Genomic DNA, 14,780 nt, shown 5'->3' on the forward strand with positions numbered 1-14,780 from the left:
CCCTTGTACCATACTCATATGAGGTATTGGCATGATAAAGTCTTGCGGATTACGAATCAGATTACTATTTACAAGATAAGACCAAAATTGTCTTGAAAGCTGAAACTGTTCATTAATTTTGATAGCTTTGCGAATATCTATAGATCCATCAGATTTTTCGGATGTATAGTTCAGTTCACAAAGTGCAGCGTGGCCCGTTCCCGCATTATTCCATTCGTTAGAACTTTCTTCTCCTGCGTTTGCGAGTTTCTCGAACACTTTGATTTCCCATTCAGGTGCTAACTCTTTCAGTAATGATCCCAAAGTCGCGCTCATGATTCCGGCACCAATTAAGATAACGTCTGTTTTTTGCTGCATGTTGCTCATGATAATCTCTCCATCCCCTATATTAGCAAAAAAGAGTAGGTGCATCTGCTTAAAGGTCGCAAAAAGCAAAGCGTCGCCTAGACCCCTCTACCTAGGAACCTATCTCTCCTGCCTCAAATATAACCATCTCATACTCTATTATAATAATTAATAGACTAAAATATCTAGTATTATCTGATAATTATTAACTATTTAAGAGAGAATATAGATTTTTTACAAAAATAAATTCTACTTTTCTACATAAAAAGGTGGAATTTATTGATTTTTTATTAGACTTAAAGAAGTGAATGTTTTTCGTTACTTATTCCGGAAAAATCCTCGTTAGTTCAACAAAAACCAGTTTCTCTTCAAGTGCAACTATGTTTATCTTATATCCTTTATACTCTTCTTAGTTCACTGATTTAGTGATAAAATCATAAACTTTTTTCAAGTTTGTCTTAAAATATGTAGTAAAGTACCAGTCTTGATAAGCTTTTGATACTAAAATATCATCAATACTTTTTTACTTTGAACGTTTTCTGCCACCAATGCAATAATATCTTTTATGTAACCTTTCACCTTTGGATAAAATATATTTATAGCATTACAAACCATATAATCCACGATAAAGAAAAACTATATAAGGTTACACATTATATATCTATTGGTACATCATTTATCTAAAGTGATGTACTTTTTTCTTTTATAAACCTCTTTATTCGCCTTCTTATGATTTCCTATTTCAGAACATATTCATTATAATAAGAGAGAAAAAGCTTTTTCCAATTCTTCCAAAACCTCTGTGTAATGTCGAATCCCAGGGTATTGTTGTGGAGAAAGTGCTTTTGACTTTATTGGAAAATCATGAATGAATTCCAGGTCCTTATACTCCTTTAAATGCAGTTGATTCAATGCAGTTAGAACGTCACTTTTGTTTTCACTCCATACTCGAAAGGTTTTAAAACTTGTCACAAAAATTTCATTATAGGATGTACCATCTTCAGTCGCAATTCCAAATTGGAGAAATCCATCATTTGTAAGTTCAAATTTATATTCTTTGAAAAGATTCATGATTCGGTCAGATTCAGTAAAGCGACTAAGAACGGGCTCTTCCCCTTTCATTCCTACAATTCCATAAGCTATCCCTTCTTTAATCATTGTATTAACTAATGTTACAAACAAGTGCCAAATTCTATCAGCATCAATATTGATTTCGGTAAAATACTGAAACTTTCCACCTTCAATCTCTCTCATCTTGTATCCTTCCACAATGTTCGCTCTCGCCCGTTTTTGTTGTATAGTATCGTAATCATCCCCACTTGGATAATCAATTCGATCTGGTATTCGATCTGGTATTTGTAAGCCTAACGGTAATTTATACACGTTTTTCCCTCCTCGTCTTCAATAAATATCATTATGTTGGAATAAAATGGTTTATAGATCCTTAATATATTCTCTTTTGGTAATTCAAATCCCTTCTCCAATTAACTGATCATATTCTTTCATACATCTTCGCATATGCGATTTTCAGCTGTTCCCGCGATTCCTTATCTTCTTGATCACTGTAACGAAAAAATGATGTCTAGAACAAAATATCTCTTGAGTATTTAAAAATAAAAGATGACGATGCGAAACAAATATCAAATTTATTTAAAACTTTCTTTTTCAGCTATTCTATCAACAAGTCACCCTTCCATACTACAACCATTTATGTTGTAGTGGCAAATAAGCTCTTTTGTGGCAAAAAAAAGAATAGATCACTCAGATTGCTTCTGCCTGCATCTATCCTTTTCTTTTTATACAATGTGTAACACTATTAAATTCAGAAGAAATTAGCTATTTTTTTATGAAGCATGATCTTTCTTCTTCATTAATGCTCGTTTTTTCATCGCTTTTGTTAAGTAGCCACCTTTGAAAGAACGAATCTCATAGGAAGACATAAACGCCTTCGGTGCAATTCGATTAATAATTTCCAATAGCTCTTTCTCACGAGAGCGCTTCGCAACGATATCTAGGCGGTAACGGATAGAATTAATCCCTTCTCCCTCAAATACAGTTACGCCAAACCCAGCATGTCTTAATTCATCTACCAACTCATTACAACGATCTAGTAAACTAACTTGGTATGTAATATACCCAATTGCCAATTTATTTTCTATATAACCGCCTAATAAAAGTCCGGCACTAAAACCGATCACATAGGCTATAATATTCATCCAATTTGATAAATCTTGAAATACAATTCCTAAACTTACAATATAGATTGCACCTTCTAGTAATCCCACACCAGCAGCGGATCTTGTTTGATTCTTTACAAGCAAAATCGTCCTGATCGTTAAAACTGGAACATAAATAATTTGAAGTACAAAAATAAGTAGCGCTTGTAACATTTGCATCCACCTCTTTCAAAAAGTCTTTTGTCATAATAACATATATAACCTTTTAAAATTCCTAATCCAGGCGCACGTTGTTTTAATACAATACTTTTCCCAATCTTTTCAACTCGTCTGGCTAACAACCAAAGACAGTATGCACTTACAGCTAATCCGATCCCGAATCCAGTAACTTGCTTTGAAAAAGGCGTTATCGTCCATAGAAGTAGTAAACCACTAAAAATCATATATAATTGTAGTTTGTATACTCGTAACGCAACTTCAATCAAAATATCCGCTCCTTGTTTCAAGTTTTGCGATAGGTAAAAAAGAAAGCAGCAACCTACACAGTTGCTGCTTTCTCTTGTTGATGATCAATTTTTCGAATTTCAATGCGTTTAATTTGATATGCATCTTTTTCAAGAACTTTAAACTCATATCCCTCTGCTTCGACACATTGTCCCTCTTCAATTTCATGATTCTGCATCATAATCCATCCACCAATTGTATCCACATCTTCTTCCTCAATGTGTAGGCCAAATAAATCTTTCACTTCTGTAATTAACACTTTTCCATCAACAATTTTATGATGTTCATTTACGTGTTGAATTGGTGGATGTTCATCTTCATCATATTCATCACGAATTTCGCCGACGATTTCTTCCAATATATCTTCAAGCGTTACGATTCCGGCTGTACCTCCGTACTCATCATATAATACAGCCATTGGAATTCGCTTTTTCTGCATTTGCAGAAGTAAATCATGAATTGGAGTTGTTTCCATCACTTCAATAATCGGACGCATATACGTACGAATAGATGATAAATCTTCTGTATCGCCTTTCATATATCGAATAAAAAAGTCTTTTACGTTGACCATACCGATAATATCATCTTTATCTTCTCCAAAGATTGGATAACGTGTGTATCGTTCGCTTTGGATAATTTTCATGTGTTCTTCTACTGAATCTTCGAGATAGAAACCGACGATTTCTGTCCGTGGTACCATAATCTCTTTCGCAATGCGATTATCAAATTCAAAGATATTATTTACATACTTATATTCTGCTTGATTAATTTCTCCACTTTCATAGCTCTCTGAAAGAATCAGACGTAACTCTTCTTCCGTATGTGCTACTTCATGTTCAGAAGCTGGTTTCAAACCGAATAAGCCAGTTACGACACGCGCTGAACTATTTAGTATCCAAATAAAAGGATACATCACTTTGTAGAACATCATTAAAGGTCCAGCAAATAATAAAGTTACTCTTTCAGCCTTTTGAATTGCCATTGTTTTCGGAGCTAATTCCCCTACTACAACGTGCAAATACGTCATTGTCATAAATGCAAGGCCAAAAGTCAATACTTGTGAAATAGAAGGGTTTAAGTTCCATTTCTCAAATAATGGATGCAATAGCTTTTCTATTGTCGGTTCACCTAACCAACCAAGTCCCATTGCCGTTACTGTAATTCCTAACTGACAAGCAGATAAATATTCATCTAAATTTGTTGTTACCTTTTTTGCTGCTAACGCACCGCGTTTTCCTTCCGCAACAAGCTGATCTATACGACTTGAACGTACCTTAACAATCGCAAACTCTGCTGCTACGAAAAATCCAGTAAATGCGATTAAAAACGCAACCATGACTAAATTAAATATTTCCAATGAATCCCCTTAGTAAAAAAACTAAGGTGTTCACCTCCTGTATACTTATAATGTTTTCTTATTCTCTGTTTCTTTAGAAAACATAGCCCTATACAGAAATTAAAAGAGTTGGATCCAACTTTAACTATAAAAATAGTATCAGTGTTTGTATTAAAGCTGTCGTTTGACCCGATAAAGATTTCGATATTTTTTCACGTTGTGAATCTGTTAACCCATCTAACAGAGGTTTCAACTGTGTTAGCTCTGTTTCTAATCGATGGATGTGGTTTGTCACTTCATTCACTTGTTTCGAAACGTGTTCATTGATACCGAGCAGCTTCTTCCTCTCCTCGATCCTCTCTTTAATCTCACAAAGCGGCATATGCATTTCCTTGCATTTCTCAATAAATTGTAATGTTTCAAATGCTGTTTCATCGTAATAGCGATAATTAGATTGAGATCGCTCCGCTTTTAAGATACCTAGATTCGTATAATAATCAATCGTTCGTTTCGATACGTGAGCCAAGTGAGCCAACTGTCCGATTCGATACACCTTCCCAACGATTTTTCCCTCCCCATTTATGTTAAGAACATCATACAACACATAAACTGTACAGTCAAACGTGACGGTTTATTATTCACAATATATGCAAAGAAGATCCGCTATATGTTGCAGATCTCCTTCTTCCTATATTTCTTTTTCTTTATTATGAGTAGCTTCTACACACTCTGCTAAACGTTCAATCTGATCCATCCAACCTGTTAATTTATATAAAATACGATAGAATAGATTGCTAGGTGTATACTCAACAATTAATGTAAGAAGTGTGCCTTCCTCTTCTTCCAATATGTATGTTGTAGTAGAATATCCTTGTTTCATCTCACCGCCAAGAGTAATGATATACGGTGCTTCATATTCTAAAAATTCCACTTCCGACTCAAATATTTTCTTACCCATTTTTTGAACGGAAATAAATGTATCTCCTACACGTGAATGTTCTTTCACTCGCTCTAACGGATAACGATTTTCAATTAAAAATGTATTCCATTCCTTCGTTTTTTCATCATCTTTTACATATTCAAATACGACACATCAATTGGTGCTTGAATTAAAACTTCAATAGCAAAACTCATTCATTTTCTCCTTTTACATACCCTTATTTCTCTATATATTTTGCGGCAAAATGATTATGCCATATTTTACCCAGTGAAATACAAGGGTTATTTTACTATTATTTCTCTTATTTAGAGTTTCATGAGTTTGAATTTATAATTTATAACACAAGGGCGAAAAGAATTGAGTTATATTTTTATTCATATTTCATCATATTAATTTTCAAAATACATCTTTTGCTTTAACCGTACATTTACTTTCGGAATCCAACCAACTTCTTCACATTCTATTTTCTTGCACCATAGCCAACCATTTAATTCCTTTAAACCAATGAGAATATCTCCTTTTTCTACATTTAATTCTTTCGCCGTATATGTTTCAAGCACAATACCAGAATCATTGTTTTCACATGTTATTATTTGCTCTGGAACCCATCCCGCCAGACCACTATGCTCAGCACGGCAATATACCCAATTGTTCCAGTTTTCTGGCCCTGAATATACATTCCCAACCCGCACTTGATCTCCTTTTTCTAAACTGATTGGTTCTGGATAATTACTAGCGTGAGACTGAATCACAACATATTTCATTTTACCCTCCAATAATCTGAAAATTAAGTTATACTTTTATTATAAAACTTATTTATGATAAACAAATACAAAATATTGAGAGGAGAAATTCTTATGTACTACAACAACCTATTTGAAAACGATCAACCTGTAATCCGTCTATAATCTAAGACGGGCATACGTATTTTTTATAAAAAACATGCCTCGTCTTAGGATTCCCTATTTTACAATCCTATAAATAGACGGAGGTATTTCACAATGAAACAAACAATTTTAGGCGCTATATGTTTATCACTTGCAGCAAGTATTTGGGGTGGTATGTATGTTGTTAGTAAATATGTACTAGACTTTGTTCCGCCTCTCACACTTGTCTGGCTTCGCTTTATTATTGCCTTTGTAGTTTTGTACATGATTTTAAAAACGACAAAACGAAAACAAAAAACAACGATACAAATAAACACAAAAGATTGGCAACTTTTTGCTTGGATTGGCTTCATCGGCTACTTTGTTTCAATTACGTGCCAATTTGTTGGAACAAAATTATCAGATGCGCACACAGGCTCTTTAGTTACATCGGCCACTCCAGCATTTATGGTCGTGTTTGCTACATTGATTTTGAAAGAAAAGTTAACGACTCGCAGAATACTCTCTACCGCCTTAGCTACAATAGGCGTCACAATTGTTATTGGGTGGGATATAGAAGTAGGCTCTTATTTTATCGGCACAATCATTTTAGTGGGGGCTGCGATTACATGGGCTCTACTATCTATTTATGTAAAGATTGCTTCTCAACAATTTTCATCCTTAGTCATTACAACGTACGCAATCTTCTTTTCACTATTTTTCATTACACCCTGTATGATTTGGGAATTACAATCTAATCCAATTGGGGACTTAAATACCACTATCATTTTAGGTATTTTATATTTAGGAATCATCTCGACCGCTGGAGCCTTTTTTCTTTGGAATAAAGGACTTGAGTTAATGGATGCCAGCATCGGTTCATTGTTTTTCTTTTTTCAGCCTATTGTTGGCTCATTATTAGGCTGGTTACTTTTAAATGAAACGTTGAATCGGAACTTTTTTATTGGTGGTGCTCTTATTATATTTAGTGTGGCAATAACTACACTCGAAAAGAAAAAATAACAATAACACAGTCTATAAAAAATATAACGGGTTCGGTTTTGAAGTACAAAATTTTATTTCGCAACTGAATTAGCGTTATAAATCTCAAATTTTTCAACATTAAAAACGCAGAGAAAAAAGCAGAAGAATTATCATTTCCTTCTGCTTTTTTAGCTTAATATCTAACATATTCCTTTATGGATTTACATTAATCCTTTTTCCAATAAATAAAAATTTTAGGAAACGCAGATCTGAACTGCCCCCCAATTGTCACACACAATCAACAAAAATAATAGGTCCAAACCATATGCGATTTGGACCTAAAATAAATGCTCTAATTAAGTTTTTGTACTCTTAAAGCAAACCCGTTATAAAAAATATAGCCTGTGTTTTTTAGTATTTATGAAGATCAAATTTATATTTTTCTCAAGCAGACCAGTGCGCTGGACGAGAAAGTAAACTTGGTAATTTCGTGTTTGCGTCCCCTTTCGCTGCATTAATCTGGACTTGAGTTAGAAAAATAGTGTCTGTTAGATTTGCTCCGCTTAAGTCAGCATCTCGTAAATCAGCACCGATAAAGTCAGCCATTCTTAAATCAGCACCTCGAAGATCAGCAGCAATGAGGTATGCCCCTCTTAAATTCGCTCCCCTCAAATTTGCTTTTTTAAGGTTTGCCCCCATAAGATCCGCTCCTCGGTGGTCAGGTCTCTTATTTTTTTTGGAGCCTTTATACTCGTGACGTGACTCCATCCATACTAGTTCGCTCGTCCTTAAAAGAAGAGTATTTACATCTGCTCGGTGTAATGGAACATTTATTTTCATTAGTAAATCTGGACTAAGCCTTGAAAGTCGTTCTGTCTCCTCAATCGCGTCACGAATCTCCCCATAAATCAGACTTGTCACCTTTAACGTTAAAGCTTCATTCAAATACCAAAGCATCTCATGGAGTTGATGCATAATTGGAAAAACATCATACATCTTTTTCGCGTGTTCTGGGCCTTCTCTCCAGTCGACACCTTCGAAAGTCACCTGTGAAACCTTTTGCCCTGCACCGAAACATTCAAAAACGGTGCACCCTTTAAATCCGCTCTTCCTAAGATTTTTATGAATGCTACACCGAAAGTCTGATTGCAAGTTTGAACAAGGTTTCCCAGCATCTTTATTCACTGCAAAATCTGCTGAAACTGCGAATGGTAGTGCAACACAACACAAACCAAAGCAACTCTCACAGTCAGCTCGTAAACTGTGAAAACTCACATCATTTTTTGAATCAAAATGATTATTATTCTGTAACAAAACATGTACCCCCTGTTGTTGTATTACTTGTTTAACTTTATATAGATAAGTACTAAAAAAATACCTTCCGACAATTACATAGTAGTTCCTGTAAACATCTTAAAGAGAACTTTACCAATCCTTTCATTTCGTGCAATCAAATATATCGCTCTTTGCTTTTGAAAATCTCGAATGGGTAAAGAACGCAKCGGAAGTGAATTTAAAGACTTTGCTACTCCACTTCCAAATGAACCAGTATTTCAAAAAAATGTGAATAGCGCTTTTATCAGAACCAATTTAGAAGCATATTTACGAGAACACAATTATGAAACTGCCGTCATTATCGGTTTAACAACGGACTATTGCGTATCCACTTCAGCACGTATGGCTGGTAATTTAAGTTTTTCAACTTATGTCGTTTCAGATGCGACAGCTACATTTGGTAGAATCTCATATGATGGAAATTATCATCATGCAGAAGATATCCATCAGCTTGCATTAGTAAGTCTTCATGAAATGTTTGCTACCGTTTTAACAACTAACAAACTTATAGATTTGCTTTAAATCCCCCTTAATGAATCTTTAAAAGTCACTAAACAATCAATTTCAAAATAAAATAGCACATTTCATTGCAAATGCTAAATTAACTTCTAATTATATTTTCATACGAAAAGGATATATTCATCATTTTATATTATCATTAAATTATAAACTTTCATAGAATAGGAGGAACTACTATGGCATTAGAAATGAAAACAAACTGTCAAACTTGCAACACTTCACTTCAAACGGATTCGGAAGCTTATATTTGTACTTACGAATGTACATTTTGCGCACCGTGCACAGAAAAAACGCATCAAGTGTGTCTAAACTGCGGTGGTGAATTAGTGCGTAGACCAAGAAAATAAAAGCAAAGCTACTCGTAGCTTTGCTTTTTCTTTACCATATTTATTTAAAAATCTCTTTTAATTGATTCCCAATTAACTCAGATAAATATTCATAACCAGCAGCACTAAAATGTAATCCATCTCGCTCTTCATTTTCTACGAACTTCTTATAATCTAATTCTTCAATCATATGAGTATGTAAATCAAGAAAATGACTTCCTGTTTGTTCTGATACTTCTTCCACCACTTTTGCATACTGTCCTAATACTTCATTTGTTCTTGCATGCTGTCTTTCCTCATCCACTGGTGCTGGGCTAATTAGCAGCACCTTTTCTGGTGAGATTTTTTTCACAATCTTAATTAGATTCTCTTCATATTCTTGTAGTGATACTTGTTTATGAAATGCTGCATCATTCGCACCAAAAAAGACCATTACAAATGTCGGCTTATAAGATAGGACATCCTCTTCTATTCTTTTTAAAGCATCAAACGTATTGTCACCAGGAACACCTGCATTTTCTACTTTCCAATTCGAAAACTGCTCTTGTAAACGTGGTGTTAATCTCTGTGTTCCATTCCAAAATGTTTCGTCAGCTGTAATACTATCACCAAAGCATACTAATGTGTTCATTTCTATATCTCCCTTTTATGTATGAAACAATTTGCCTTCTAACGCTGCAATATAACGCTGTGCCGAACGCTGAACAGCTTCATCCGCATCATCCTTTACTACTCGGTGAAAAGCGTTGTATAAACGATTAAAAGGCAGTGACTTTACTCTTTTAGCCATCTCTTCTACTTTATTCGCTGGTAACGGAATTAAATTTGGATAGCTGTACATAAAGCTCACCCACTGCTGATCCGCTACAACTTGAATAATATCCCCTGTTAATAAAATCCCTTTTCCATCATTCCCTTGTGACCAATGTAAAACAGAACCACCTTTAAAATGTCCCCCTAGACGATGTATAGTGAGTCCATCAGCTAATTGCAATGATTCTCCTGACCAAAAAACAATATGTTTACTTGAACGCGTCACCCACTGTTTATCATCTTCATGTATATAGATTGGTACATCAAATCTTTCCGCCCATTCTACTTGAGTAGAATAATAGTGTGGATGGGATAACGCAAGCGCATCTAATCCTCCTAGTTCATTCACTTTCTCAATTGTGGCTTCATCGAAATAAGTAATACAATCCCATAACAAATTATACGATTCTGTTTTTACCAAATAAGTTGTTTGACCAATCGCAAATTCTGGTTTTGTTGTAATGCTATAAAGCCCTGTTTCTTCCTCAATGATTTCATTTTTATATGTATTACTCTCTTGTAAATCCTCCAGTGTTGTCCAAGATTGACCTTTCGGATTAATATACTGTCTCTCCTCATTGCAAATCATACAATTCACTGGTTCCTCTACACTTGCTGCATATTGTACGCCGCATGTTGTACAAATAAAGTTTTTCATAATCATTCTCCTACCCCCATTTGTTTTCTGTTAAACTTTCATCGTTAACGAATGTGATTCATCCAATAACACCAAGCTTTTAAGTAAGCTTCTAAATCTTCAGGATGATGTCTCATACAAGCATCTAACCTGCAATATAAAACAATTACGACTTCTTCATATAAAATGTTTCTCGCCCTATTATGAAAAGCACTCTTTTCTACTACCTCACCTATCATTTCCTTCGTCAAATCTTCTGGCGTCGAACAAAATGCATAAATCAAATCATATATTGGATCCCCCAAAACTGGCAAAGGATCAATCACACCATACAATTTATTTTCTCTACATATAAAATTATGAAATCCACAATCACCATGTAATAGAAATGGTTGATTACTATATGCCTTTCTATTTGGACTATGTACCAATTTAAGAACAGTATGAAAATCTTCTTCTGCTATATAGGATCTTACATTCTCACGGGCCTCCATCACCCTTTCTAAAAGAAAATCTTGCCAAGAGTGTACCGGTTCTTCTTTCCATCCCCACTGATCCATACTCATAGCTGTTTTATATCTATCAATCACTTTCTGTACAAGTGTACAAAGAATATCTCTTTTATCCCCAGCATGATAACTTGTGAAACCAGGGATAAATGAATAGGCCATATATCTATTGAGCGGGTCTACATACAAAAGCTTAGGAAATATACTTTCGTTTTCATAAAAATCAAGAAAATACGCTTCTTCTTCAATGACTTTTGGTTCATTCAACTTTACAACACACTGCTCTTTTCCTTCTAGAAGATACAGTCTACTTGTAGTACCGCCAGTTAATTTTTTGGACCCTTTCGGATAATCAACAATCACTTCATTAACAACCAACTGTTCAATAATTTCTGAAATCTTCACTTTTTCTATTCCCACTCTGCAAATGTATTTGATATTACTCTAAATAAATGTAGTGTAGTGTAGTGCTTTAAGGAAAAATCTAAATTTCCCCTCCGAAAAATAATCCCTACTTTTAATTAAAAAAGTAGGAATTTATGGCATTTTAATTTATAATCCTCGAGTATAGGTCTATCTGGTGGGCTTATATTTTTTGGCAAGTCATATAAAGAGAAAAATTGAAGGTCTGTTGCCTCATTCTTATCATGACTTAAATAACCGTTATATTCTTTACATTCAAAAGCCGTCACAACATTATAGACTTCATCACCATGAGGATATTGATAATAAAAAGCTTCCCCTGAATATGTATGAATTAATTTAAGAGTCTCAACCGTTAGTCCTGTTTCCTCAAACAATTCCCTATGAGCTACTTGTTCAAGTGTTTCTCCTAACTCCATAGAACCACCAATCAGTCCCCAACATCCATTATCTTTTCGAAGTTGTAATAAAACTCGTTGCTCATGATCTATAACAAGTACACAGGCCCCGACCATAATTAAAGGCCTACTTCCAACCAAATTACGTAAATCCATAATATATCCCATATATATGTCTCCTTTAAAAATTCTGCAATCCCTGCACTATCAGAATTAAATTTCATTGTCTCAGTTCGTTACCATGCAATTCCTTTTTGGGCTAAAAAAGCATCAAATTTAATATAAGAGTCTACATGAAAACTAGCTCCAATATCTATATCAACATAAAACTGATAAAACTTACGAGCATCTTGAACAGTACCATCTGAATGATTTCCATAACTAAAAGAGGTAATCGTATCTTCCATGATTCCCTCTCCGAACAGTAAGCAGTATGATTATATCCGACCATCCAAGTTTCTGTTAGAGCTTAAGCCCAATGTAGCATGTTAGGATTATATCGCCAGATATTTAATCTCAGATTTAACAAAAGAGTCTAGACTCACTAGCTCCATATACTTTTAGAATTTCAACTGCACACTATTCACTATATTTGTTTTAAAATCTCTATATATAATCTATTAAACAGGAGTATTCGACATTAACCATAATATTCCTTCTAAAACAATAAAAAACCTATCGAAATTGACAGGTAATCCGTTGTTTTATATTTAATTTAATGTGCAGTGCCATCTTTCTAATTGAATGAAGTGCCTTACATCAATATTAGAGGTCTATGAACAATAGCCCCAGTCCAGTTAATGGTCGGAATCACCTAAAGGTCACTACACAATTTTATAATATCGCATCTAATAAAATTAATAAACCAATGTCCCGAAACAACTATTAAAGTTTCTTTAATCTCTCTTCTACTCTTTCCACTACATCATAAAACAAAATAGGAGATTCATATTCTCCAATTCCAGGGAGCTCTTCTTCCTCATATGAAGAATACTCAAGTATTTTATCAATTTTAATTTCGTTAAATAACGAAATACAAGTTCCAAAATTCACAAAGTCTAAAGGCAAGTGTATCCAAAAATGATTGATTTCATATTCTTTTAATTTCCCAACACAAGCCTCTTCCATACCGAATAAAAAGCTCCACGGCGCATGATGTGTAACAAACATATCGACTGCTTCTTCGATTGTTTCCAGCGTTAGGTTCGTTGTATAACCTATTTTATGGAATTCATCTTTACTAATATGGGTGAAGCCATATTCATCATCACCATATTTATGAAGATGCTCTCCAAATAACATTTCAATCGATTTTTTAAACTCTGCTATATTCATTTCAATTCTCCTTTTCACACTTCTTTCCCTAATACATATTTTATTTTCATGTAATGAAAACCTGCTTCGAATTAGAAGTATGAAACAATGAGCCTTTCTTGTATTCCCGCCAACTTTTAATTTTGATAAATACGGGCATGCTATAAAAAAACACCTGTATATATAGGAGGACATTTATGAAACCTGATTTTTTACAAGCCGTACACGAAGCCATTGGTAATGTCGAACATATCCACATTGAAGAAAGCGGAGCAGACAGCTTACTGATTCATCATGATGATGTGAGACAGTTAAAACAGGTTGCCGAAACGTTAGAAAATAGCAATTTTCATTCTGTAATGAGACAAAATGGAAATGCCTCTTTTATTGAAGTTTTAAACAGATAAAAAAGTTCGGTATATGACCGGACTTTTTTCATACTTTTAAATTAAAATTTGAAACTCATTTACATACACGGCAGTTCCAGAAATCTCAATTTGGAGTGAATCATCTTTCTGGTTCTTTATTACATAAACTGCGATCCGACCATCTTTATTCATTTCTTGTCCTTGTTCAACAATTAATGTCATTTCACCATCAAAATCTTGCTTCAAAAATTTAGCATAATAAGCCCCCATTACACCAGAAGCAGTTCCCGTCACTGAATCTTCTATCGTCCCGGAATAAGGTGATGAAAAATGCCGACCATGCATATGCGCTACTTCATCATAAGTTTCTAAGCAAAGAGGATGAATCGATGCCTTTGGTACTTCTTTTAGAATAGATGGAAACTCTTCATTATTTGGTTTCATTCTTTGAAAGGCATCCAACGTTTTAATAGGGACTAGCAAAGTCCAAATTCCAGTACTCCCATAAACAATTGGTAGCTTTTCATCTAAATCCATTTCATGAAGTCCAATGCTGTGAGCTAATTCTTCAGTGGAACCATCAAACTTTTGAAACTGTGGCGCTGTTTGTCTCATTTTAATAAATGATTCTCCATTTTCATCTATATCTATATGTACTGGTAAAACCCCTGCTTTCGTTTCTATTGTGAGATTTCGTTTCCCCTTCAGTAGCCCTCTTTCGTGAAGTGCATATATAGTTCCCACTGTCGCATGTCCGCAAAGATTCATTTCATGCCCTGGTGTAAAATAACGGATTCTTACATCAGCCACATTGGAAGGAAGCACAAAAGAGGTTTCATTAAATCCTACTTTTTCTGCAATCAGCTGCATTTCATCATCTGTCAATCGTTCTGCGTCTATTACAAGACCAGCTGGATTTCCCATATTCGGCTTTGTACTAAATGCATCATAATGGAAAACTTTTATTTCCTTCATTTTCTCATCTC

Annotated in this window: 15 protein-coding genes and 5 pseudogenes; 4 read left to right on the forward strand and 16 right to left on the reverse strand. The window is 34.5% G+C overall.

Going from position 1 to position 14,780, the window contains the following annotated elements; translation table 11 throughout:
• The 8 genes and pseudogenes from AC1DIT_RS19465 to AC1DIT_RS19500 all read right to left on the reverse strand — a co-directional run.
• Nucleotides 1-366, reverse strand: a 366-nt coding sequence (locus tag AC1DIT_RS19465) for a malate:quinone oxidoreductase (RefSeq protein ID WP_476998355.1), incomplete at its 3' end; no start/stop codon positions are given.
• A gap of 735 nt (nucleotides 367-1,101) precedes the next feature.
• On the reverse strand, nucleotides 1,102-1,728 hold the full coding sequence (locus AC1DIT_RS19470; protein WP_016115480.1) for a hypothetical protein: 627 nt from the start codon (nucleotides 1,726-1,728) through the stop codon (nucleotides 1,102-1,104).
• Nucleotides 1,729-2,189: 461 nt separating this feature from the next.
• Nucleotides 2,190-2,735, reverse strand: coding sequence for a DUF2179 domain-containing protein (locus AC1DIT_RS19475; RefSeq protein ID WP_016115481.1), 546 nt, complete (start codon nucleotides 2,733-2,735; stop codon nucleotides 2,190-2,192).
• A 44-nt stretch (nucleotides 2,736-2,779) separates the two neighbouring features.
• Nucleotides 2,780-3,007 (reverse strand): annotated as a pseudogene (locus AC1DIT_RS19480) (ATP synthase subunit I); the annotation flags it as partial.
• Nucleotides 3,008-3,060: 53 nt separating this feature from the next.
• The gene (locus AC1DIT_RS19485; RefSeq protein ID WP_016115483.1) at nucleotides 3,061-4,383 is read right to left on the reverse strand and encodes a hemolysin family protein; all 1,323 of its coding nucleotides are present in this window, start codon (nucleotides 4,381-4,383) and stop codon (nucleotides 3,061-3,063) included.
• A 124-nt stretch (nucleotides 4,384-4,507) separates the two neighbouring features.
• The gene (locus AC1DIT_RS19490; protein WP_018766274.1) at nucleotides 4,508-4,915 is read right to left on the reverse strand and encodes a MerR family transcriptional regulator; all 408 of its coding nucleotides are present in this window, start codon (nucleotides 4,913-4,915) and stop codon (nucleotides 4,508-4,510) included.
• 135 nt (nucleotides 4,916-5,050) lie between these two features.
• Nucleotides 5,051-5,496, reverse strand: a pseudogene (locus AC1DIT_RS19495) (SRPBCC family protein).
• Nucleotides 5,497-5,691: 195 nt separating this feature from the next.
• A complete protein-coding gene (locus tag AC1DIT_RS19500; protein WP_016115486.1) occupies nucleotides 5,692-6,066 on the reverse strand; it encodes an SH3 domain-containing protein in 375 nt (124 codons plus the stop codon).
• Nucleotides 6,067-6,303: 237 nt separating this feature from the next.
• Between AC1DIT_RS19500 and AC1DIT_RS19505 the strand changes: the two genes are divergently transcribed.
• Nucleotides 6,304-7,191 carry a DMT family transporter gene (locus AC1DIT_RS19505; RefSeq protein WP_016115487.1) on the forward strand — a complete coding sequence of 296 codons (888 nt, stop codon included), beginning with the start codon at nucleotides 6,304-6,306 and terminating at the stop codon, nucleotides 7,189-7,191.
• 405 nt (nucleotides 7,192-7,596) lie between these two features.
• On the opposite strand, the gene AC1DIT_RS19510 is transcribed toward AC1DIT_RS19505, so the two are convergent.
• Nucleotides 7,597-8,466, reverse strand: a complete 870-nt coding sequence (locus tag AC1DIT_RS19510) for a pentapeptide repeat-containing protein (RefSeq protein WP_016131732.1) — start codon at nucleotides 8,464-8,466, stop codon at nucleotides 7,597-7,599.
• A 177-nt stretch (nucleotides 8,467-8,643) separates the two neighbouring features.
• Here AC1DIT_RS19510 and AC1DIT_RS19515 point away from each other — a divergent pair.
• Both AC1DIT_RS19515 and AC1DIT_RS19520 read left to right on the forward strand, forming a co-directional pair.
• Nucleotides 8,644-9,009 (forward strand): annotated as a pseudogene (locus AC1DIT_RS19515) (cysteine hydrolase family protein); the annotation flags it as partial.
• 173 nt (nucleotides 9,010-9,182) lie between these two features.
• Complete coding sequence (locus AC1DIT_RS19520; RefSeq protein WP_016115490.1) at nucleotides 9,183-9,353, forward strand: DUF1272 domain-containing protein; 171 nt, start codon at nucleotides 9,183-9,185, stop codon at nucleotides 9,351-9,353.
• Between the two features lie 40 nt (nucleotides 9,354-9,393).
• Here AC1DIT_RS19520 and AC1DIT_RS19525 read toward each other — a convergent pair whose 3' ends face one another.
• From AC1DIT_RS19525 to AC1DIT_RS19550, 6 genes and pseudogenes are all read right to left on the reverse strand, one after another.
• On the reverse strand, nucleotides 9,394-9,963 hold the full coding sequence (locus tag AC1DIT_RS19525; RefSeq protein ID WP_016115491.1) for an SGNH/GDSL hydrolase family protein: 570 nt from the start codon (nucleotides 9,961-9,963) through the stop codon (nucleotides 9,394-9,396).
• Between the two features lie 15 nt (nucleotides 9,964-9,978).
• Nucleotides 9,979-10,803: an MBL fold metallo-hydrolase gene (locus AC1DIT_RS19530; protein WP_016115492.1), complete on the reverse strand. Its 825-nt coding sequence runs from the start codon at nucleotides 10,801-10,803 to the stop codon at nucleotides 9,979-9,981.
• A gap of 44 nt (nucleotides 10,804-10,847) precedes the next feature.
• Nucleotides 10,848-11,696, reverse strand: a complete 849-nt coding sequence (locus AC1DIT_RS19535) for a phosphotransferase (protein WP_016115493.1) — start codon at nucleotides 11,694-11,696, stop codon at nucleotides 10,848-10,850.
• 116 nt (nucleotides 11,697-11,812) lie between these two features.
• Entirely contained in the window at nucleotides 11,813-12,280 is a 468-nt protein-coding gene (locus tag AC1DIT_RS19540) for an NUDIX hydrolase (RefSeq protein ID WP_016115494.1), read from the reverse strand.
• 71 nt (nucleotides 12,281-12,351) lie between these two features.
• A pseudogene (locus tag AC1DIT_RS19545) lies at nucleotides 12,352-12,519 on the reverse strand (IS110 family transposase); the annotation flags it as partial.
• Nucleotides 12,520-13,003: 484 nt separating this feature from the next.
• Nucleotides 13,004-13,447, reverse strand: a pseudogene (locus AC1DIT_RS19550) (Nif3-like dinuclear metal center hexameric protein); the annotation flags it as partial.
• Between the two features lie 176 nt (nucleotides 13,448-13,623).
• Here AC1DIT_RS19550 and AC1DIT_RS19555 point away from each other — a divergent pair.
• Complete coding sequence (locus AC1DIT_RS19555) at nucleotides 13,624-13,833, forward strand: hypothetical protein (protein ID WP_016115497.1); 210 nt, start codon at nucleotides 13,624-13,626, stop codon at nucleotides 13,831-13,833.
• Between the two features lie 36 nt (nucleotides 13,834-13,869).
• Here the strand turns inward: AC1DIT_RS19555 and AC1DIT_RS19560 are convergent, their stop codons facing one another.
• A complete protein-coding gene (locus AC1DIT_RS19560; protein ID WP_016115498.1) occupies nucleotides 13,870-14,769 on the reverse strand; it encodes a PhzF family phenazine biosynthesis protein in 900 nt (299 codons plus the stop codon).
• Nucleotides 14,770-14,780 lie beyond the last annotated feature (11 nt).

Source organism: Bacillus sp. 05T22 (assembly GCF_056396765.1).

Coding starts and splice junctions, on each gene's coding strand:
- AC1DIT_RS19530 (WP_016115492.1), bottom strand. CDS start 10,803: ATGAAAAACTTTATTTGTACAACATGCGGCGTACAATATGCAGCAAGT.
- AC1DIT_RS19500 (WP_016115486.1), bottom strand. CDS start 6,066: ATGAAATATGTTGTGATTCAGTCTCACGCTAGTAATTATCCAGAACCA.
- AC1DIT_RS19505 (WP_016115487.1), top strand. CDS start 6,304: ATGAAACAAACAATTTTAGGCGCTATATGTTTATCACTTGCAGCAAGT.
- AC1DIT_RS19475 (WP_016115481.1), bottom strand. CDS start 2,735: ATGTTACAAGCGCTACTTATTTTTGTACTTCAAATTATTTATGTTCCA.
- AC1DIT_RS19540 (WP_016115494.1), bottom strand. CDS start 12,280: ATGGGATATATTATGGATTTACGTAATTTGGTTGGAAGTAGGCCTTTA.
- AC1DIT_RS19560 (WP_016115498.1), bottom strand. CDS start 14,769: ATGAAGGAAATAAAAGTTTTCCATTATGATGCATTTAGTACAAAGCCG.
- AC1DIT_RS19555 (WP_016115497.1), top strand. CDS start 13,624: ATGAAACCTGATTTTTTACAAGCCGTACACGAAGCCATTGGTAATGTC.
- AC1DIT_RS19520 (WP_016115490.1), top strand. CDS start 9,183: ATGGCATTAGAAATGAAAACAAACTGTCAAACTTGCAACACTTCACTT.
- AC1DIT_RS19525 (WP_016115491.1), bottom strand. CDS start 9,963: ATGAACACATTAGTATGCTTTGGTGATAGTATTACAGCTGACGAAACA.